Here is a 20,410-nt window from a genome sequence, read left to right as displayed (position 1 = left end):
GGGCCAGCCGGTCAAGAAATGATTACAGCACTATCAATCTGGGTGAATACATTATTCTTCATGCTTTCACTATCCATGGCTGTAACAACAGTACGATTTTTGACATTAACGATAAAAGCCATATCTTTCATCAAAATCAAGGATTCCTTGGCTCCTTTGGCAGCAGCCTTATCCAGTGCAGTTCCAATCTGCTGCATCTGCTCAGTCTTGAGTTCAATACCGCGCTGTTCCAACCTTTTGGCAGCATGATTACTCAATTTCAGGAGGTTGTCTTCCAATACCTGTGCAAAAGGGCGTTCAGGTACATTCGATGCTTCTCCCGCTTTGGAGCGGTTAAGCATATTGGGTGTAATTGGACCTGTGTACAGTTGGCCTACTGTTATGCGGTCACTCATAACATGTTTCCATTGTCTTCAGGCTGTGCTGATGGTTCTGGTTCCTTGGTTTCGTTCGTTACAGTTGAATCTGCAGCGTCCTGAACTGGAGTTTCATTTTCCTCAGCCTGTGTTGGGTTAGTTACCTGAATAATTTCATCCAACTTGATTTCGTCATTGCCCACTTTTGCGTATTGAACACCATCTCGTACGATGATGGAATCCACAATTCCTTGACGTAGGGTTCCGTTATCCTCTTTATTAGAAGAAAGCCAACTGATCTCGCGGCCAATCATGCCAGAAACTGTCCCAAGAGACTGATTCAAAGTCTTAAGCTGAGACGAAATATTCACCAGTTGTTCTACCGAACTGAACTGAGCCATCTGAGCGATAAATTCCTTATCTTCCATTGGCTGCATCGGATCCTGATTTTGTAGCTGAGTGATCAATATTTTAAGAAACTGATCCTTGCCCAGCTCCTTGGTTGCAGCGCTTGTTGTGGCTTTATTCGCTGCCGAATAGTTAGGCCAGGTATTATTGGTAGAAATCGCTTCATTAGCCATATTTTCACCTCATTTCTGTTTAAGCTTCTGCTGTAAACGTGTCTCTCCGCAGGTCGTTGCCTTCCTCATGTTCACTGCGCCAGTTGCGCAATTCTTCCTGGAGAGTTGCTGTAGTTACAGCATCATCCGATTGTTCTTCACGTTCACGTGAGCGACGTTGCTGCTGAGAATTGCTTCCTGGCTGGCGTCCCCCATCCTGGTACATTTGTGAACCAAGTGAGCTGTTCTGAGTAACCTCAAGTCGTTCCACTTGAATGCCTTGAGCTTGAAGCGAGCTACGCAGTTGCATCATTTGCTGTTCCAGCATGTCTTTCGCCATCGTATGCTCGGTCATAAAACGTGCAACCAATTGTCCGTTTTGCAAAGTAATCTGCACATCCAGCTTACCCAGATGCTCCGGACGTAGTGAGATAGTCGCTTCCGAAAATCCCTTTTGTTGCACAATATCCAACTTATTCACAACAAACTGTGTCATCTCTTTTGCAAACTGGGATGTTTGCATGACAGGTTCAGCCGGTTTACCTGCTGATGTACCTGATGAACGTAAGGACAACTCTCCTGCCGTAATGATACTTGAATGGTCCACTTCTCCAACTTCATTTGCAGTAGGTGTTGAGTCCGTTTCAACTGAAACTTTAGTTCCATTATTTGAAGCGGCCGCAACAAGAACTTGTGATGCCACTGAGTCTTGCTTGGACGTTTGAACGGTATTTGTTGGAGCCACTTGCACAGCCTGATCCTTAGCCACTGCTAATGTATCCAGAATGGATTTAAGTTCAGTCCACCCTTTGTTAAGACTGGTGTCAACGCCAGCATCTTGCAGCTGACTTTGAAGAGATTGAAGCAGGTGCTTGAATTCTGGAGCGTTTTTAACAACGGTACTATCCGGCTCATTCATACCCGCAATTAACTGTGTAAGCACATCCTGTAATACAAAGCGCACTGCTGCTGGATGTTCCGTCAGATCAATTGCTGATGCTGCATTTCCTGTTTCACTTGTAGGCTCATCAGAACCTTCGGCTTGAATACCAGAATTAGCATCTAATTGAGCGTACATCTGCTGAATCAGACTTTGTAAATCCCCAAGCAGTGACGGATCATTTTCCAAAGCTTCATCTAGCGAATCCAAATCTGCGAATAACGAACTCAAGATATCGGTGATCGATGTTTGTTCTCCATCTTCACTAGCTGCAAAGGTAAACATAAGCGGATTCGCTGTTAAGCTCCCTGCTGCAGTCGAGCTGTTCTCCGCCGTTGCACCACCATTCAATGATTGGGCAAGAGTTTGCAGAAAATCACCGCTTCCAGCAGTTGCACCTTTGGATCCAGTTCCAGCTGTTTGCGCTGCTCCTGTTGTCTTGGCGGATGATGTGGATGTCATTTGATATACAATAGACATTTGTTTTCACCTCCTCTCCTTAGTAAACAGACGCTACTAATCTACTTGTTACCCATTAATTTATTTAATATTTTTGCAGTTTCTACCGAATTTTCAGTCGACATATTCTCAAGCAATTGAGACCGTGTAGCATCATCTACAGAATTCAAAATGGTCAAGGTTTTGTCCGGACTCAGCTTGTATGTTTCGAGTAACAGCTTGGCTCCACTAGAGGCCGACATGGAAGCAAACGTTTGACTAAGTTGGTTTTTATCCAAATTTTTGGAGTTAGCTGTAGACGCCGTAGATGTCGTTGCAGTCTCTTTCTTTAAGCGGGATTGCAGTGCATCCAGGGCCAGATCACCGGATGGTTTCGCATCCTTCATCATCATCGTGACATCAGCCGCTGTTTTTGGGTCCATCTTTTCCAGCACCTTGGTCCGTGCAGCCGATTGCATCGCATTCAGAAGCAATACCATCTCTTCATTCGTCATATTTTGCAAAATCGGAGCGGCTTTACTGGGACTCATGTCCGCATACATCTTAGCCAAATCTTTAATTTGTTTCTGATAATCAGACTCGGTCTCTGGATTCTGCGCAGCGGTTTCAGCAGCTTTTTCCGCATCATCCAATTTCTTTTGCAAATCACTTGCTTTCTTCGCTTCTGTGGTTGTGGCATCCTTCGCTACTTTGAGCTCTGTTTCTTTTTCGCTTACTTGTGCCTTCAGCTTATCTATTGTCGCTTCTGCACTCTCGACCTGCTGCTCGCTCTTCTCCAGTTTCTTTTTCTCCGGATCTAGAACAGGATCAGGTACCCAGTCCTTTACGACAGGAATTTTGTTAGCTACTTCAAGCAGGTTGTTGCGAATATCTACATTAAATAGAGTGAGCAAAACACCCAACAAAACCACAGTGAACACAATTGGGATTGAAATCATCAGAAACTTTTCCCAACCGCCGCTCGACTCTTTTTCCATATCTGTGTCTTTAACAGCCATTGTTCTTTCCTCCTTCACGAGACAACTTCGCGTCCGGCCACATCAATTCGCGCGTCCGACTTTGGCAGCGAAGCGTACAGTAGCCATCTCGTCCAGATCGTTCTGTTCCCGGAGGAGCATCTCCTGCTGAAATTTGATTTTGGCCTTGTCTCTCGCCCCAAGCCATACTTTTTCGTCCATCATTTTGCCGTTCAGAAACGTCTGATTCCGTTGCACATTGACCTCAGCATGTCTGACATCACTACTTTTGCGTGAAATGCACTCGTCAAGGTGATGTACATACCGCTGTATCTCCTGCAAGCTGGATACGGAAGCCGTACTTTCCGTAGCGGATTGAATGACATCAATCAGTTCCTTTTTATCATTCAATAGTTGTAAAAGATGCTCTTCCTCAGTCTGAAGTTTCCCGATCGCTGTGGATAACATCCACTCCGCTTGCGTTTTTTCATTGCTTTTCAGGTCAACAACCTTCTGGAAATGATATCGAAATTTCATCGTTTACCCATTCATCTCCTTGCAAATTCAAGAATCAAACGTTCCTGCACTTCACTCAACGTTACTTTTTCATCGACTTTCTGCCTTGTAAAATTCCAGATGCTATCAATCTGTTCTATCGATTCATCAATGGCAGCATTTGAACCTCTTTGATAAGCCCCAATGTTAATTAAATCCTCTGATTCCTTGTACACAGCCATGAGTCTCTTCATATTATTAACGGCTTCCAGCTGCTCTTCAGGAGCAATATCCTTCATAACCCGGCTAATGCTCGCAAGCACATCAATGGCTGGGAAATGACCTTTGTTTGCGATGGACCGATTCAGTACAATATGACCATCCAATATACCTCTCACCGCATCTGCAATCGGTTCGTTCATATCATCCCCGTCGACAAGGACGGTGTAAAAAGCCGTAATCGAACCTGTGGGTCCAGTCCCCGCTCGCTCAAGCAGCTTAGGTAAACTTGCAAAAACAGAAGGAGTGTATCCTCTCATTGCAGGAGGTTCTCCCACGGCAAGTCCCACTTCCCTCTGTGCCATGGCATAACGTGTAACGGAGTCCATCATCAACATGACATTCATGCCTCTGTCTCTGAAATACTCCGCAATCGTAGTTGCGATGACCGCGCCTTTGATTCGAATCAGAGCAGGTTGATCAGAGGTAGCGACAATAACGACGGATCGTTCCAGTCCTTCCGGACCCAAATCTCGTTCAATAAAGTCACGAACCTCACGGCCCCGCTCCCCCACCAAAGCAATTACATTGACATCTGCTGCTGTATTGCGGGCGATCATGCCCATCAGCGTACTTTTACCAACACCCGATCCGGCAAATATGCCGACCCTCTGTCCTTTGCCAACCGTCAACAGACCGTCAATGGCTCTCACACCTACACCCATCGTTTCGAGTACCCGTGGACGGTCCATCGGATTCACTGGCGTATTGGATGTAGAGTACATCGGCATTCTGGAAGGTAACAAGGATCCGTCCAAAGGTTGTCCCAATCCATCTAACACCTTACCAAGCAATTCTGATCCAACCTGAACCCCAAGTGGTTTACCCGTTCCGACCACATCACATCCAGGACCAATGGATTGAAGTTCACCGAGTGGCATGAGCAAAACTTTGTTATCCCGAAACCCGACAACCTCTGCCTGAAGTGGCTTGGCAGCTTTTCCGGGGTAGATGTAACATACATCACCAATGCTAGCATCCGGACCTTCCGACTCAACCATAAGACCAATGACCTGAGTGACCTTACCGTTAATGCGAACGGGATCAAATTGCTTAAGATGTTCCATGTATCGCTGTGAGCTAAGAATCTTCATGTTGATTTTTTCGCCCCTCATCCTCAAGTGCTATGCGGATCAGTTCTTTTTTAATTTCAGCGAGCTGGGTATCAATTCTGGCATCTACGCTTCCAAACGACGACCGTATAACACATCCCTTGTCTTTTACCGTAGCATCAGGCAAAATCTGCAATTCTGCCTGAGAGTCAATTGCCATAGCCAACTCTTCACGTGCGGCCTGCACAAAAGCAAATTGATCAGGTGCCACACATAAGGTGATCATCCCCTGTTCACGTTTGCGAGACAAACTCTGACGAATCAGTTCAAGCGTGTGTTCTGGTTCAACCGAAAGTTGTTTGTCAATCACCTTCTCAGCAATACCACAGGCGAGATCCACAAGGAAAGGCTCTGCTTCCTGAATAATCTGATCTTTGGCAACGTAAGCTTCTTCAAGCACCCCACGGGCTTCCTTCATCATCTCTTCGATCTTCACCTGGAGATCCAGTTCGGCCTGTACTTTGCCTTCTTCAAAACCCTGCTGGAAACCTTGTGAACGAAGCGCTTCAGTCAGATGTTCATCCTGCTGACGCTGTCCCTGCCACCAGCTATCAATCTGTTCACGGGCTTCTTGAAGCAATCGCTCCGCTTCCTCCGAAGCTTCACGTACCTGCTTTTCTGCAAACTCCTTGGCATCCTCCAGCATCTCCGCGGTAAGACGTTGTGTTTCTTCGTCCACTCGTGCTTGAAGCATCTCAGCTTCGGAACCTTCAGCACGTTCACCATCTAACTCCGCATCAGACTCCGGTCCACCATAATGATGATGATTTTCGAGTCGTTTGCGGTCATCGACCGGTACATACTGGAAAGATTTAATCAAATTAGACAATGATATCATCTCCTCCACCGCGAGCAATAATGATCTCACCGGCTTCTTCCAATCTACGGATCGTTCCTACGATACGAGTCTGAGCTTCCTCAACATCACGCAACCGAACGGGTCCCATGAATTCCATTTCTTCCTTGAATGTCTCGGACATCCTTTTCGACATATTCCGGAATATAGCATCCCGTACTTCTTCGCTTGCCACTTTGAGTGCTAACTGCAAATCTCCGTTGTCGATATCCCGGATAATACGCTGGATCGAACGATCGTCCACATTGACGATATCTTCGAATACAAACATGCGTTTTTTGATTTCTTCTGCAAGTTCCGGATCTTGAATTTCCAGCGAGTCGAGAATAGTACGTTCCGTACCACGGTCGACGCCGTTCAAGATCTGAACGATGGATTCGATACCACCCGCATTTGTATAATCTTGCGTAACAGTAGAAGATAATTTCTGTTCGAGCACCCGCTCCACTTGAGAAATGACTTCTGGAGACGTACTGTCCATAACAGCAACTCTGCGTGCTACATCGGCCTGCTTCTCTTGTGGTAACGAGGACAAGATTGCTGCTGCCTGCTCAAATTGCAGATACGATAATACCAGAGCAATCGTTTGCGGGCTTTCGTTCTGAATGAAGTTCAATATTTGATTCGGATCCGCCTTACGCGCAAAGTCAAATGGTCTAACTTGCAGCGTAGCCGTCAAACGGTTAATAACTTCAAGTGCTTTTTGCGACCCGAGCGCTTTCTCCAAAATTTCTCTCGCGTACGTAATACCGCCCTGAGAGATATATTCCTGTGCCAGACAGATCTGATGAAACTCAGACATAATCATATCTTTTTCAGAAGCATCCACTTTGCGAACATTGGCAATTTCCAACGTCAGTTGTTCGATCTCCTCATCCCGCAAATGTTTGAAGATTTGCGCGGATACTTCCGGACCTAATGTAATCAACAAAATTGCTGCTTTTTGTCTTCCAGTCAGACCTTGACTGCTTGCCTTCGCCAATGCGTTCACCTCTATTCGTCAGCCAGCCACGTACGCAGCAGATTGACGAATTCGTCTGGCTTTTTCTTGGCCAAACTCTCCAATTGTTTGCGCACTTGACTTTCGTTCGTTACACTGTCCAACGTAATGGACGGAAACTCTGTTGCTACCGGAAGAGGAATATCCTCTTCTTCTATTTCGTTTTGTTTGCGACGACGGCGTACTAACAAAATAACAACCGCTGCAATCAGTGCTGCCACCAGTGCTCCTATACCCCACATCATTCCGGTGGAAAGCTGGAAGCCTGTATTGGTTGCCGCAGCAGTTTGGAAACCTTGAGACATTACTGAAACTTTTTTGGCCAAGTCTGCGTCACTTGTTACAGTGCCTGAGTCCGCCAATGATGCACGAACAATGTTAACCAAAATATTTTCAATTGCATCCTGAACCGGCGCTTGTAATTCTGTTTGTCCTGCCGGTGGTTCAACCGCAACGTTAATGGTTAAATCTTTTACAGTATATGGACTAGAAACGATATCTTTAACAATTCGGTTGACATCGTAGTTTTTGGTGCTAGATGTTTCTTCCGAGGTTGAGTTACCTGATGCATCCGATGATGGATAACCCGGAACTTCCTCTTGACCTGTGCCAGCAACACCGCCTGTCGGATTGCTTGCCCCAGTGTAGCTCTTTTGAATCTCTTGTACACTGATCTCGATGCCTTTCATATTATCTACATCGACCGGTGTAACCAGGTTTTCTTTCCGCGTTTCCTTGTCAAAATTAAGCTTGGAAGCAACCAGAACATTGACGTTCTCGTCACCCACAATCTGGGAAAGAAATTGTTTCACGTTATTGCGAACATCATTTTCGAATTTCTTCTGTAACGCCATGTTCTCTTGAACTTCAGAAGATAATCCCCCGCTACCACCTCGGGCCGTCGGAATCAGTTCCGCTTCATCCGTGTTAGTAATCGTTATGTTTTCAATAGGTAGATTGGGAATGGCTGTCTTGACCAAATTAAAATATCCATCTACCGCAGCCTGATTAGGGTGATAACCCGGTTTAAACTGCAGGGCCACCGATGCAGATGCTTTATCCTGTTCTTCTAGGCCAGCAAAGATATTATCTTTGGGCATATTGACCAGTACTTTAGCATCCTGTATGCCTTGCATCCGTTGAAGCAACTGCTCCACTTCTCCGTTCAATGCATTGTTATACTTCACATCGAACTCTTTATCCGTCATCCCGATTGGAGATGATGACTCCTCGAATGACTTATATCCTAATGAACCATTCTGAATAATTCCTTGTGATCCGATATTTACTTTTGCAATAGCAACATCCGTGCTCGGTACAGATATGGTCTTGCCGTCTGCACTTAATTTGTATGGAATACTGGATGAATCAAGATAACTAATGACGCCTGCAGAGTCACTTGCATTCAAATCCGTGAAAGCAACTTCATATTCCGTCTTTGACAATTGCATGGTTAGTACAACTGCAGCCAAAATTAAAAACAGGAAGGTGGAAATAAATAATACTTTTTGCTTTTTGCTAAAACTATTCCAATACTGGGATGCCTTATCCCTGTACTGGGCAATTCTCTCATTCACTCTGTCACCCCATCCGAAACTTTGCTTGGTCTGTCCTTCCGCAATCTCTATATGTTCTAAAGTTTAACGGTCAGGAGCAGCATCGTAGCTGCTTGTTGTAGTAATCAGCGCTGTTGTCGAAGCGCATTTAAGCCAATTTACAATTGCGTACGCATAATCTCCTGATATGCTTCGACTACTTTGTTTCGGACTTGAGTCGTAAGTTGAAGACTCAACAGGGCCTGTTCAGAAGCGATCATCACCTGATCAACGTTCACTTTTCCAACCAGGAATTGGTTTGACATTTCATGTGCTTGGGTCTCCTGTGCAGCTACAGACCCTAGCGCATCCTGTAGGTATGTACCGAAGCTCTGAATGGTTTCGGCTGGTGTAGATGGTTTACTTTGTGCCGTACTTTGCATCTGAAGCGGTTGAATCCCCTGTGTGCTAAACATGTTGTTCTGAATCATTAATGTCCCTCCCTTTCATTTCTGTTCTTTGGTTTTATGGATATTTCCACCTTTAAGCCATTAACTAGGCTCTTCCTATCTCCAATGCCTTGGATATCATTGCTTTGGTTGAGTTCAAAGCTGTGACGTTTGCTTCATATGAGCGTGAAGCCGAGATCATGTCCACCATTTCTTTCGCGATATCCACATTAGGCATGTACACATATCCCTCAGCGTTGGCATCCGGATGTGAAGGGTCATAGACCGGTTTCAGAGGTGACTGATCTTCACGAATCTCCGATACTCTTACTCCCTCTCCAGACCCACTGCTTTTCATCTGATTTTGAAGCAAACTGTTGAAGGAAGTCTTGTTGGGTTCAAGCACAACCATCTTGCGCTTGTAAGGAACTGCCTCGCCATTGGTTACACTTGCGCGCGTCGTCTCCGCGTTGGCAATGTTGGAAGATATAACGTCCATCCGCAAACGCTGAGCCGTTAGAGCCGATGCACTGATACTGAAACTGTTACTGATGTTCACCTAAGTTATCTCCCTTCGACTCCAACACGCATCATTTTGATCTGTTCATTCACTTGCTGAATATAAGCGTTGTAACGCAGCTGGTTCTCCGCCAGAAGACTCATTTCTTTGTCTACATCGACGTTGTTCTGGTTGTTATTCATAGAAGTTGACTGGTCCATATTAACTACTGGTGTAGGTATGGAAGAGGAAGGACCTATGACAAAATGCCTTGAATCCGTTACTTTCCCTTTAAGAACAGGCATATCTCCATTCATTTGTTCCTCTAGCATTTCTTCAAAAGAAACGTCCGAACGCTTGAAATACGGGGTGTCCGCATTCGCAATGTTGTCAGCAATCGTTCGTTGTCTAATGTTAGAGGCATCGAGTGCACCTTGTAACCTTTGAAAACTAATATCATTCAAAAGATTCATAATCGCCCTCCTCTCTTTAGAAATTATGGAAATAGATTCAATCTTTTTCCGTCAGGATGCTTATGTTTTTTCGACAAAAAACATTCACTTTTACACGGTTTTCTAGGACTTAAGTAGAATTAACTCTGATGTTGTCGTATAACATAAGTTTCTTCGAGATTGGGATATATTACAATAAGAAAAAAGCCCTATCTTTTCTGAAAGACAGAGCTTTTTGTGTATTTTCTGCAAATTATGAATTTTTCCGTAAATGTTGGGGCCCAAAACAAAAATAAGCTTAAGTGCTCTATCTGAGCTCTTAAACATTCTTAAAATTTATACTATGCTTCTATACGTTTTGGCATATCATAATAATACAAACCTGAAATACATTGAGATGCTTCAATCTGTTTTTTATTAGAAATATTTACCGATATAATAAGCTTTCTTATCAATTCAACTACACTCTTTGATCTTCAATGAAATAGATAATTGACAAAATATCCATATTGAATTATTTGATTTTACTGAATTCCCCCAACACTTTTTTAACATTTATCTCTCGCATGCAAATTTTGATGAACCGATATTTTTTTGTCACATCTGCAATACAATCAAATTCATATTTTGCGCATTTACGCAATTTTATCTTCTCTCATTGATTAAACCGATATCCAGACTTGGAAAAAATAAATCCTTTTATTGGAATTTTTAGAATTATAAATTATTAGCTCCCACCATGACGACAATCTTAAATACATTATATCTGCGGCACAAGTCCTAGAATATCTCTAGTCTTATACAACTCCAACTCTTTTATCGGTTATAATACTAGATTATATTAGGCAAAAACAAAAATAAACGGCATACACGTGGATTGAATAAAGTCTACTACAGTCGGAACCAGGACCGAATATCCTATTTCCGTGTAGTCGTGTGATCTTTATTCATCCATTGTATACCGTCATCCATACTTCAAACACGCACTGAACAGAGCATTATACCTATATTACAAGATATATTGACTTAAATCACGATCAAGTGCAATGTCATTCAATTTCTCACGTACATATTCCGGAGTGATTATCATACGCTCCAGCGTAAGTTCTGGTGCTTCAAAAGACAGATCCTCAAGAAGTTTCTCCAGAATAGTATGCAGGCGCCGTGCACCGATATTTTCGGTATTCTGATTCACGGACTCAGCCAGCTTGGCAATCTCACGAATAGCATCATCGGAGAACTCAATCTCTATATTCTCCGTACGCAGCAAATCCACATACTGCTTGGTTAACGCATTTTTAGGTTCAGTAAGGATCGATACAAATTCATCAAGTGTCAGGCTGTTCAGTTCTACACGGATCGGGAAACGCCCCTGGAGCTCTGGAATGAGATCCGAGGGTTTTGCTACGTGAAATGCACCGGCTGCCATAAACAGGATGTAATCCGTTTTGACAGGGCCATACTTCGTCATTACCGTAGACCCTTCCACGATTGGCAGAATGTCACGCTGTACACCTTCACGGGATACATCAGGGCCGCTACCGCGTCCTTGACTGGCCACTTTATCAATTTCGTCAATGAATATGATACCTGTCTGTTCCGCCCGGCGAATGGACTCCTGAGTAACATCATCCATATCGATCAACTTGCCCGCTTCTTCCTGAATCAACACTTTGCGAGCTTCCTTAATCGCCAGTTTACGTTTTTTGGTACGACGAGGCAATAAACTGCCAAACATCTCCTGCATGTTCATCCCCATCTGATCATTTCCTTGACCTGCGAACATGTCCATCATGTTAGGCGTGGTATCTTCCACATCGATCTCGATAATGTCATCTTCCAGCTTGCCAGATAACAAATCGAATTTGATTTTACGTCGCCGCTCGGTTACTCCCGTATCCGGTTCTTGCTCATCGGTTTCAGGCGTGTTGTTGCCATTATTGCCAAAAATCATTTCGAACGGATTCCGCTGATTTTTGGATTTGGATTGTGAAGGGGCCAAAATATGTACGATTCGTTCATTGGCAGCCTCTTCCGCTTTGTCCTTGACTTTTTCTGTACGCTCCAACTTGACCATCCGCAGCGATGTTTCAATCAGATCACGAATCATAGATTCCACGTCACGGCCAACATAACCCACTTCCGTGAACTTCGTAGCCTCCACCTTTACGAATGGAGCTCCTACCAACTTAGCCAGTCGGCGTGCAATCTCTGTTTTACCAACACCAGTAGGTCCAATCATCAGAATATTTTTAGGTACAATATCATCTTGGGTATGTTCGGGCAAAAGGCTACGGCGATAACGATTGCGAAGGGCGACCGCTACCGATTTTTTAGCCTGTTTTTGACCTACAATGTACTTATCAAGCTCTGCAACGATTTGTCTTGGCGTTAATGCTTGAGTATCCATATAGCTTCCCTCCTACCAGTATGCGAACCTTGTTTACGAGATAGAATATTATAAATCTTACCTACAAGGACAAAGAATCTCCACGAAGTAACTGGAGCCGATTTAATCATCATGCCCCATCACGGGAGATTGCTTTCCTTACAACTCTTCAACAATAATATTATTGTTGGTATATACGCATAACTCTGAAGCAATCTGGAGTGATTCACGAGCAATATCTTTCGCTTCCAGTCCCACTGCATGACGTTTTAACGCACGCGCAGCAGATAAGGCGAAGTTTCCACCCGAGCCAATGGCGATAACGTCATCATCCGGCTCGATAATTTCGCCCCCACCAGAAATCAGCAGCATACCCGTTTTATCCATAACAATCAGGAGTGCTTCCAGTTTACGCAAAATCCGATCCTGGCGCCAATCCTTGGCAAGCTCTACCGCTGCTCGCTGCAGATTGCCATGGTGCTCCTCCAGCTTGCCTTCGAATTTCTCAAACAAGGTTATGGCATCCGCTACGGAACCTGCAAAACCAGCCACAACCTGTCCACGATATAAACGTCTTACCTTTTTGGCTGTATTTTTCATCACAACACTTTGCCCCATGGTCACCTGACCATCACCGGCAATGGCTGCTTTGCCATTATGACGAACTGCACAGATCGTTGTAGCATGAAATGACATATCCATGATATCAGCCTCCTCCCACGATTAATTTACACGCGTTCCGGAACGGTTAGACCTTCTGCTGCTGCAAAACGGGCAATGCCATCCAGTGCACGCTGCGCAAGTGCTTCATTCTTTTCCTTTTTGTTGCGTATTTTAGTTTCCAGCTTCGGCAACAATCCGAAGTTTGCGTTCATTGGCTGGAAATGTTTGAAATCAGCTGTTGTAATATACTGTGCCATACTGCCCAGCGTGGTCTCTACCGGCAATACCACCAGTTCCTGTTCAAGCGCTGCTTTGGCTGCATTCATACCCGCGATTAAACCGGATGCCGCAGATTCTACATAACCTTCTACTCCCGTCATTTGTCCTGCAAAGAACAGGTTCGGACGCTCTTTGAACTGATACGTTGGACGAAGCAGTTTGGGAGAATTGATAAATGTATTACGGTGCATCACGCCATAACGAACAAATTCCGCATTTTCAAGTCCAGGTATCAAAGAAAAGACACGCTTTTGTTCTCCCCATTTCAGATGCGTCTGAAATCCTACCAGATTGTACAGCGTTCCTGCCGCATTGTCCTGTCTAAGTTGAACAACAGCGTGCGGCAGTTCTCCAGTATGCGGATTGACGAGACCTACAGGTTTCATTGGACCAAACAAAGCCGTTTGTTTACCACGCTTCATCATGACTTCAATCGGCATACAGCCTTCGAAATAAATTTCTTTTTCAAACTCTTTCAGTTGAGCAACTTCCGCTGTGATCAATGCTTCATAGAACACATCGAATTCCTCTTCTGTCATTGGACAGTTCAAGTACGCTGCTTCGCCCTTATCATAACGTGAAGCAAGATAGACTTTATTCATATCAATGGAATCTTTTTCGATAATTGGCGCAGCCGCATCATAGAAGTAGAAGTATTCCTCACCCATAAGGGCCTTGATTTGCTCTGACAATGCTGGTGAAGTCAAAGGCCCCGTTGCAACAACAACGATTCCGTCTTCCGGCAAAGAAGTCAGCTCTTCATTTACAACTTCGATGAGTGGATGCTGATGAAGCGTAGATGTGATCTCGCCTGAAAATCCGTCCCGGTCCACAGCAAGTGCTCCACCTGCTGGAACGGCATGACGGTCTGCTGCACCCAAGACGAGAGAATTAAGCATTCTCATTTCTTCTTTCAATACACCGACTGCGTTGGTCAACCCATTGGCACGAAGCGAGTTGCTGCATACCAGTTCTGCAAATTTATCTGTATGGTGAGCCGGCGTTTTCACAACCGGTCTCATCTCGTATAATTTTACGCGTACACCGCGACTTGCGATCTGCCAAGCTGCTTCTGTTCCTGCCAACCCGGCACCAATAACGGTTACTTGTTGTTCATTCGTCAAAATCATTTACCCCCATTATGCTAATCCGCTCAGTCTTCTTCCGGTTCCTCTACCGGCTCTTGATGATCACATGAAGTACACTGCAATCGTGTTCCCTGCTTGTTCCGTTTCTCAATCATTAGTGATCCACAACTTGGACATGGTTTCGCTGACGGTCTATCCCATGATACAAAATCACATTCAGGATACTTGTCGCAACCATAGAAAATACGTCCTTTTTTACTGCGGCGTTCAACAACATGCCCTTCCTTACACTTCGGACAAGTTACACCAATATCCTTGATGATCGGTTTGGTATTCCGGCAATCCGGAAATCCGGAACATGCGAGAAACTTGCCGAAACGACCCAGCTTATAAACGAGCGGTTTGCCGCACTTCTCACATATTTCATCCGATACTTCATCTTCAATCTCGATTTCTTTCATTTCTTCTTCTGCAAACTCAAGGCGTTTCTCAAAAGATTCGTAGAATTCTGCGAGTACTTTGACCCAATCCTCCGACCCTTCCTCCACATGGTCAAGATCACCTTCCATGTTCGCGGTGAACTCCACATTCAGGATCTCCGGGAAAAACTCCTCCATCTGTTCGATGACCAGTTCGCCCAATTCCGTTGGCATGAATTTCTTCTCTTCAATGGCAACATATCCGCGCTTCTGAATGGTCTCCAGCGTTGGCGCATATGTACTCGGACGCCCTATACCCAGTTCCTCAAGCGTTTTAACCAATCTTGCTTCCGTATAACGTGGTGGCGGCTGTGTAAAGTGCTGTTTCGGCTCAATTTCCCGATTCTCCAGCACATCTCCACTTTTCAGTGGAGGCAGCAGACGATCTTCTTCCGTTGTACCGTCATCATTACCTTCTACATATACCTTCATGAATCCCTGGAAACGAACCTTTGAACCCGCTGCCCGGAAAATCGTATCTCCTGCAGCAATGTCCACGGATAGTGTATCCAGAACGGCAGATGACATCTGGCTCGCTATAAAACGTTCCCAAACCAGTTTGTACAACCGGAATTGATCACGACTCATAAACGATTTAATGGAATCCGGATCACGCAAAATCGAAGTTGGACGAATCGCTTCATGCGCATCTTGAGCATTGGCTGCTTTTTTGGAATAGTTTCTAGGCGTCTCTGGTGCAAATGGCTCACCGTACTTACCAATAATGTATTCCTTGGCTTCTTCCTGAGCCGATGCTGCAATTCGGGTAGAGTCTGTACGCATATACGTAATCAGACCTACTGTGCCTTCTTTTCCGAGGTCTACCCCTTCATACAGCTGTTGGGCGACAGACATCGTCTTGGAAGCTCTGAAATTCAATTTACGTGCGGCTTCCTGCTGCAAGGAACTCGTTGTAAACGGAGCAGAAGGGTTACGACTGCGTTCCTTCTCTTTAACTTCTTTGACTGTAAAAGAAGCGCCCTCGATCTGTTTTAAAATGGCCTGTACTTCTGCCTCACTGCCAAGTTCGGTTTTGGTACCGTTCAACTGATGGAACTTGGCTTCAAGCGGATTTCCGTCCGCTGTCAATTTGGCAGTAATGCTCCAGTACTCTTCCGGTTCAAAATCATTAATTTCATTTTCACGATCCATAATGATTTTGACAGCCACGGACTGAACGCGGCCAGCGGACAATCCTTTTTTGACTTTCTTCCATAATAACGGACTAATTTTATATCCTACAAGCCGATCGAGAATACGTCTTGCCTGCTGCGCATTAACCAGATCCATATTGATCTTACGCGGCGTTTTGAACGCATCTTTGACAGCCTGTTTCGTAATTTCATTAAATACTACTCGGCAATCCGCAGTTTCATCCAGTTCAAGTGCATGGGCCAAATGCCAAGCAATAGCCTCACCTTCGCGATCCGGGTCAGCTGCGAGATACACTTTTTTCACTTTCTTTCGTGCATCCTTCAGTTCTTTCAAAATTGAACCTTTGCCGCGGATCGTAATATATTTCGGATTAAAATCATTCTCCACCTCAACGCCGATCTGACTCTTTGGCAAATCGCGTACATGTCCCATCGAAGCTTTTACGATGAACTTGCTGCCTAAATATTTGCCGATCGTCTTCGCCTTTGAGGGCGACTCCACGATTACGAGTGCATCCGCCATAGGTTCATCCTCCTCTCAGTCATGAAACTGCTGCTTGTTTTTATGATTCATACTTCATTTGCAGCAGGACTAACTTCCGCTAATAATCTATTTTCACATGCTGCCTTGATCGCAGCATTGTCATACCCTCGCGTATTTGGTTCCAGGTAATTGGCTAATCTGCTTTTTTATGATTAAAGATAACAGAACTGAATGCAAATGTCCAAAATCCCAGTTGAGCTGTTCCACAAGTTGATCCAGTGATTGCTCTTCCTGCTCTAGCAGATAAATAACACGTTGTTCATCTGAAGATAGTTTTACGACAGGGAATATTCCTTCATTGGAAGTTTCACTACTTTCCGCCGAACGTCCTCTATTGTAAGGAAGTTGCTCGGCATTTGGCAAGTCCAATCGAAACTCTTCCAATAAATCTGTGGCGCAAGTCACCAATTTTGCCCCCTGACGAATCAGATTGTGCGAGCCTCGGCTTTTGGGAGATGTAATGGGACCTGGGACTGCAAACACGTCTCTTCCCGCTTCGAGTGCAGCATCTGCTGTAATGAGTGATCCGCTTCGGATATCAGCCTCAACGACTAGCGTACCGAGGGTTAACCCTGCAATGATCCGATTACGTTCCGGGAATAATCCCTGACGCGCACGTGTACCCGGAGGATATTCTGACAAAAGCAACCCTGTTTCGGCAATTCGTTCGGCAAGACTTGTATTTTCAGGCGGATAGATGTTATCAATTCCTGTCCCAAATACCGCAATAGTCTTGCCGTTTGCACGAAGAGTCGCATCATGGCACACACTATCTATTCCTCTGGCAAGCCCGCTTACAATGGTCAGGCCGGCCTTGCATAGTTGCTCTGCCAGCTTCTCACCAATTTTACGTCCGTATACAGTAGGCATACGTGTTCCTACCATTGCAATGGATTGAGAGTGCAACAGATTCAGATCTCCGCGACCGTACATTACCCAGGGTGGCTGAACGGCTTCCTTCATTAATATGGGGTAGTCCTGATCCAAATAGGTAACGACTTCAATTCCCTGTTTATAAACACTCTCTTGTCTCTGCTCAATCCAGTCGACATTGAATTGCTTAGTTAGACGCGTAGCCTGATCCCTGCGTAAACCCGCGGCAATCCAATCCCCTTCTTTATAATCCAGAAAATCCGTCAGTAGATGTTGTCCTGATAGCAGTTTGGAGATTGTTTTCTTACCAATACCATCCGTTTCATGCAGTCCAATCAAAATCCATCTCTCTTCCATAATCAGAAACCTCCCATAACGGGAAGAAAATCTTCCCTCATATTGTGTGATAAGTGACAACGGAATGCAAGCGTTTACTCTTACAGGCAGACAACAGCTCCCTTTTACAACCCGTAAAAAAACGCAAAAAAGCAACCCTTCGCCCTGTTCAGGACAAAAGGTTGCTTACCTTTTCCGCATTATCAATAGTCGGTTCACCAGAAAAATAAATTTCCAGCACCGTTTCTTCTATTATAACGGAAAAGAATTAATGTGTCGTGCACAAATTCAGAATTCCGCGTTCTTCAAGTACACTCACAAGAGTCGAGCCCATTTCAGCCGGCGTTGGAGCAACTTTGATTCCGCAAGATTCCAGTTTCGCAATTTTTTCTTTGGCTGTACCTTTACCACCAGAGATAATAGCGCCCGCATGACCCATGCGTTTGCCTGGAGGCGCCGTAACACCACCTATGAAGCCAACTACCGGTTTGGTCATGTTATCACGTACCCAATCTGCAGCATCTTCTTCAGCCGTACCACCGATTTCACCGATCATGATGACCGCATGTGTCTGCGGATCTTCATTGAACCGTTTCAGGATATCAATGAACTCGGAGCCTTTAACCGGGTCGCCCCCGATTCCCACAGCAGAAGATTGTCCAATTCCACGCACAGACAATTGATGAACAGCTTCATACGTGAGCGTTCCACTACGGGAAACCACGCCAACATGACCAGGCATATGAATATAACCCGGCATGATGCCGATTTTGCATTCACCTGGTGTAATAACGCCCGGACAGTTTGGTCCGATCAGAACGGTATCTTTGCCTTCCATGAAACGGTCAACCTTGACCATATCAAGTACCGGGATACCTTCGGTAATACAGATCACGAGATCCAGCTCTGCGTCAACAGCTTCCATGATGGAATCCGCTGCAAATGCCGGAGGAACGTAGATGACGCTCGCTGTTGCGCCAGTAGCTTCCTTCGCTTCCTGTACTGTATTAAACACCGGGAGACTAACTACTTTGCCATCTTCCAGCGTAATATCAACATTAGTTCCGCCTTTACCCGGTGTAACGCCGCCTACCATCTGGGTTCCGTAGTCCAATGCGCCCTTCGTGTGGAACATTCCCGTTGAACCCGTAATGCCTTGCGTAATGACTTTTGTATTTTTATCAATCAAAATACTCACGTTGCTTCACATCCTTACGGTTATTTTTCAAGTGCCGGACAGCTCCGGAACTAAGGCAGCAATTTGCCCAGGAATGAACTTATTTTACGAGGGCAACAATTTTCTGTGCACCATCAGCCATGGAATCAGCAGGGACGATATTCAGGCCGGATTCACCCAAAATACGTTTACCAAGCTCCACGTTAGTTCCTTCAAGACGAACAACCAGCGGTTTAGTCAGGCCAAGCTGCTTCGCAGCTTCAACAACACCATTGGCAATGACATCACAACGCATAATGCCGCCAAAAATGTTAACGAAGATACCCGCCACTTTGGTGTCAGACAAAATGATTTTGAAAGCTTCGGTCACTTTCTCTGTTGTAGCACCGCCCCCAACATCGAGGAAGTTAGCCGGGTCGCCGCCATAGTATTTGATGATATCCATCGTCGCCATCGCAAGTCCCGCACCATTGACCATACAGCCGATGTTGCCATCAAGTGCTATGTAGCTCAGGTCGTATTTGGAAGCTTCGATTTCTTTTTCATCTTCTTCATCCAGATCACGCAGTTCCAGAATATCTTTGTGACGGAACAAAGCGTTGGAATCAAAATTCAATTTTGCATCCAGCGCGATAACGTTTCCATCTCCGGTAACAACGAGCGGATTGATCTCGGCAATGGAGCAATCTTTTTCGACAAATGCTGTGTACAACGCAAGCATAAACTTAACTGCTTTGTTCACCAACTCATTCGGAATACGAATGCTGTACGCCAGTTTACGTGCCTGGAACACTTGCAATCCAATTGCAGGGTCAATAATTTCTTTAAAAATTTTCTCAGGTGTAGCTTCAGCTACTTCTTCGATCTCTGTACCGCCTTCTTCGGAAGCCATCATTACGACGCGGCCTGTGGCACGGTCCACAACAACACCCACATAATACTCTTTGCGGATATCGCATCCTTCTTCAATCAGAAGACGCTTCACTTCTTTACCTTCAGGTCCAGTCTGGTGTGTTACCAATACTTTTCCCAAAATTTCGGATGCGTAAGCACGAACTTCGTCGATACTTTTCGCTACTTTCACGCCGCCGGCTTTCCCCCGGCCACCTGCATGAATTTGCGCTTTGACTACAGTCACCGGACTGCCCAGTGCCTCTGCGGCCGCAACCGCTTCATCGACTGTATAAGCAACCTTTCCGTTTGGAACGGTGACTCCATACTGTTTCAGTACTTCTTTTCCTTGATATTCATGGATATTCATTCTCGAATCCTCCTATCAACATGACTGCAACAAGGCGGGTTGGTAGACTAACAAAAGACAAATGTTGACTATTTTCACTTAAACCCAATTCATTGTAACATGTTTTTAAAACGCTTTCCTTAAAAAAGTAATGGTTAATAGACAGTATTTTGATATGGGTATGATCCCATATTGTGAATGCTTGGATATTAATGGAAAAAACCTCAGCTAATAAGCCAA

The 20,410-nt window shown here is 44.9% G+C and carries 19 protein-coding genes; all 19 read right to left on the bottom strand.

Going from position 1 to position 20,410, the window contains the following annotated elements:
- Nucleotides 1-11: 11 nt before the first annotated feature.
- Entirely contained in the window at nucleotides 12-341 is a 330-nt protein-coding gene (locus AC3ITG_RS11640) for a TIGR02530 family flagellar biosynthesis protein (protein ID WP_489254453.1), read from the bottom strand.
- A 50-nt stretch (nucleotides 342-391) separates the two neighbouring features.
- Nucleotides 392-937, bottom strand: coding sequence for a flagellar hook capping FlgD N-terminal domain-containing protein (locus AC3ITG_RS11635; RefSeq protein WP_090895972.1), 546 nt, complete (start codon nucleotides 935-937; stop codon nucleotides 392-394).
- Between the two features lie 19 nt (nucleotides 938-956).
- Nucleotides 957-2,336, bottom strand: a complete 1,380-nt coding sequence (locus tag AC3ITG_RS11630) for a flagellar hook-length control protein FliK (RefSeq protein ID WP_489253792.1) — start codon at nucleotides 2,334-2,336, stop codon at nucleotides 957-959.
- Between the two features lie 41 nt (nucleotides 2,337-2,377).
- The gene (locus tag AC3ITG_RS11625) at nucleotides 2,378-3,313 is read right to left on the bottom strand and encodes a MotE family protein (RefSeq protein ID WP_489253791.1); all 936 of its coding nucleotides are present in this window, start codon (nucleotides 3,311-3,313) and stop codon (nucleotides 2,378-2,380) included.
- A gap of 42 nt (nucleotides 3,314-3,355) precedes the next feature.
- Nucleotides 3,356-3,808, bottom strand: coding sequence for a flagellar export protein FliJ (gene fliJ, locus AC3ITG_RS11620; RefSeq protein WP_413377479.1), 453 nt, complete (start codon nucleotides 3,806-3,808; stop codon nucleotides 3,356-3,358).
- Between the two features lie 11 nt (nucleotides 3,809-3,819).
- Nucleotides 3,820-5,139, bottom strand: a complete 1,320-nt coding sequence (gene fliI / locus AC3ITG_RS11615) for a flagellar protein export ATPase FliI (protein ID WP_413377477.1) — start codon at nucleotides 5,137-5,139, stop codon at nucleotides 3,820-3,822.
- Nucleotides 5,126-5,986 (bottom strand): FliH/SctL family protein, encoded by an 861-nt coding sequence (locus tag AC3ITG_RS11610; protein ID WP_413377475.1) that lies wholly within the window; start codon nucleotides 5,984-5,986, stop codon nucleotides 5,126-5,128. Before AC3ITG_RS11610 ends, fliI begins: the two co-directional genes overlap by 14 nt.
- A complete protein-coding gene (gene fliG, locus AC3ITG_RS11605; RefSeq protein WP_413377473.1) occupies nucleotides 5,979-6,995 on the bottom strand; it encodes a flagellar motor switch protein FliG in 1,017 nt (338 codons plus the stop codon). Before fliG ends, AC3ITG_RS11610 begins: the two co-directional genes overlap by 8 nt.
- An 11-nt stretch (nucleotides 6,996-7,006) precedes the next feature.
- Nucleotides 7,007-8,590, bottom strand: a complete 1,584-nt coding sequence (gene fliF, locus AC3ITG_RS11600; RefSeq protein WP_413377471.1) for a flagellar basal-body MS-ring/collar protein FliF — start codon at nucleotides 8,588-8,590, stop codon at nucleotides 7,007-7,009.
- 137 nt (nucleotides 8,591-8,727) lie between these two features.
- The gene (gene fliE, locus AC3ITG_RS11595; protein ID WP_024630209.1) at nucleotides 8,728-9,039 is read right to left on the bottom strand and encodes a flagellar hook-basal body complex protein FliE; all 312 of its coding nucleotides are present in this window, start codon (nucleotides 9,037-9,039) and stop codon (nucleotides 8,728-8,730) included.
- A 64-nt stretch (nucleotides 9,040-9,103) separates the two neighbouring features.
- Complete coding sequence (flgC, locus tag AC3ITG_RS11590; RefSeq protein ID WP_090895951.1) at nucleotides 9,104-9,556, bottom strand: flagellar basal body rod protein FlgC; 453 nt, start codon at nucleotides 9,554-9,556, stop codon at nucleotides 9,104-9,106.
- Nucleotides 9,557-9,561: 5 nt separating this feature from the next.
- Nucleotides 9,562-9,969, bottom strand: a complete 408-nt coding sequence (gene flgB, locus AC3ITG_RS11585) for a flagellar basal body rod protein FlgB (protein WP_489253790.1) — start codon at nucleotides 9,967-9,969, stop codon at nucleotides 9,562-9,564.
- A gap of 988 nt (nucleotides 9,970-10,957) precedes the next feature.
- Nucleotides 10,958-12,358 (bottom strand): ATP-dependent protease ATPase subunit HslU, encoded by a 1,401-nt coding sequence (hslU, locus tag AC3ITG_RS11580; RefSeq protein WP_413377466.1) that lies wholly within the window; start codon nucleotides 12,356-12,358, stop codon nucleotides 10,958-10,960.
- A gap of 138 nt (nucleotides 12,359-12,496) precedes the next feature.
- Nucleotides 12,497-13,039, bottom strand: a complete 543-nt coding sequence (gene hslV, locus AC3ITG_RS11575) for an ATP-dependent protease subunit HslV (RefSeq protein WP_489253789.1) — start codon at nucleotides 13,037-13,039, stop codon at nucleotides 12,497-12,499.
- A gap of 26 nt (nucleotides 13,040-13,065) precedes the next feature.
- Nucleotides 13,066-14,409 carry an FADH(2)-oxidizing methylenetetrahydrofolate--tRNA-(uracil(54)-C(5))-methyltransferase TrmFO gene (gene trmFO, locus AC3ITG_RS11570; protein WP_413377462.1) on the bottom strand — a complete coding sequence of 448 codons (1,344 nt, stop codon included), beginning with the start codon at nucleotides 14,407-14,409 and terminating at the stop codon, nucleotides 13,066-13,068.
- 23 nt (nucleotides 14,410-14,432) lie between these two features.
- Entirely contained in the window at nucleotides 14,433-16,523 is a 2,091-nt protein-coding gene (gene topA / locus AC3ITG_RS11565; protein ID WP_413377460.1) for a type I DNA topoisomerase, read from the bottom strand.
- 120 nt (nucleotides 16,524-16,643) lie between these two features.
- A complete protein-coding gene (gene dprA / locus AC3ITG_RS11560) occupies nucleotides 16,644-17,774 on the bottom strand; it encodes a DNA-processing protein DprA (protein ID WP_489253788.1) in 1,131 nt (376 codons plus the stop codon).
- A 247-nt stretch (nucleotides 17,775-18,021) separates the two neighbouring features.
- Nucleotides 18,022-18,951, bottom strand: a complete 930-nt coding sequence (sucD, locus tag AC3ITG_RS11555) for a succinate--CoA ligase subunit alpha (RefSeq protein ID WP_489253787.1) — start codon at nucleotides 18,949-18,951, stop codon at nucleotides 18,022-18,024.
- Nucleotides 18,952-19,030: 79 nt separating this feature from the next.
- Nucleotides 19,031-20,191 carry an ADP-forming succinate--CoA ligase subunit beta gene (gene sucC / locus AC3ITG_RS11550; RefSeq protein WP_489253786.1) on the bottom strand — a complete coding sequence of 387 codons (1,161 nt, stop codon included), beginning with the start codon at nucleotides 20,189-20,191 and terminating at the stop codon, nucleotides 19,031-19,033.
- Nucleotides 20,192-20,410 lie beyond the last annotated feature (219 nt).

The sequence above is a fragment of the Paenibacillus sp. GL_099_B genome (assembly GCF_057835695.1).
Note: the sequence above shows the minus strand (reverse complement) of the source record. Positions and strands in the feature narration are given on the sequence as shown.

Excerpts from the sequence above, each read along its gene's own strand:
- dprA (WP_489253788.1), bottom strand. The coding sequence starts at position 17,774 with ATGGAAGAGAGATGGATTTTGATTGGACTGCATGAAACGGATGGTATT.
- fliE (WP_024630209.1), bottom strand. The coding sequence starts at position 9,039 with ATGATTCAGAACAACATGTTTAGCACACAGGGGATTCAACCGCTTCAG.
- trmFO (WP_413377462.1), bottom strand. The coding sequence starts at position 14,409 with ATGATTTTGACGAATGAACAACAAGTAACCGTTATTGGTGCCGGGTTG.
- fliJ (WP_413377479.1), bottom strand. The coding sequence starts at position 3,808 with ATGAAATTTCGATATCATTTCCAGAAGGTTGTTGACCTGAAAAGCAAT.
- hslU (WP_413377466.1), bottom strand. The coding sequence starts at position 12,358 with ATGGATACTCAAGCATTAACGCCAAGACAAATCGTTGCAGAGCTTGAT.
- AC3ITG_RS11640 (WP_489254453.1), bottom strand. The coding sequence starts at position 341 with ATGCTTAACCGCTCCAAAGCGGGAGAAGCATCGAATGTACCTGAACGC.
- topA (WP_413377460.1), bottom strand. The coding sequence starts at position 16,523 with ATGGCGGATGCACTCGTAATCGTGGAGTCGCCCTCAAAGGCGAAGACG.
- sucC (WP_489253786.1), bottom strand. The coding sequence starts at position 20,191 with ATGAATATCCATGAATATCAAGGAAAAGAAGTACTGAAACAGTATGGA.
- flgB (WP_489253790.1), bottom strand. The coding sequence starts at position 9,969 with ATGAATCTTTTGAATGATATTAGTTTTCAAAGGTTACAAGGTGCACTC.
- fliI (WP_413377477.1), bottom strand. The coding sequence starts at position 5,139 with ATGAAGATTCTTAGCTCACAGCGATACATGGAACATCTTAAGCAATTT.
- hslV (WP_489253789.1), bottom strand. The coding sequence starts at position 13,039 with ATGGATATGTCATTTCATGCTACAACGATCTGTGCAGTTCGTCATAAT.
- AC3ITG_RS11630 (WP_489253792.1), bottom strand. The coding sequence starts at position 2,336 with ATGTCTATTGTATATCAAATGACATCCACATCATCCGCCAAGACAACA.
- AC3ITG_RS11625 (WP_489253791.1), bottom strand. The coding sequence starts at position 3,313 with ATGGCTGTTAAAGACACAGATATGGAAAAAGAGTCGAGCGGCGGTTGG.
- AC3ITG_RS11635 (WP_090895972.1), bottom strand. The coding sequence starts at position 937 with ATGGCTAATGAAGCGATTTCTACCAATAATACCTGGCCTAACTATTCG.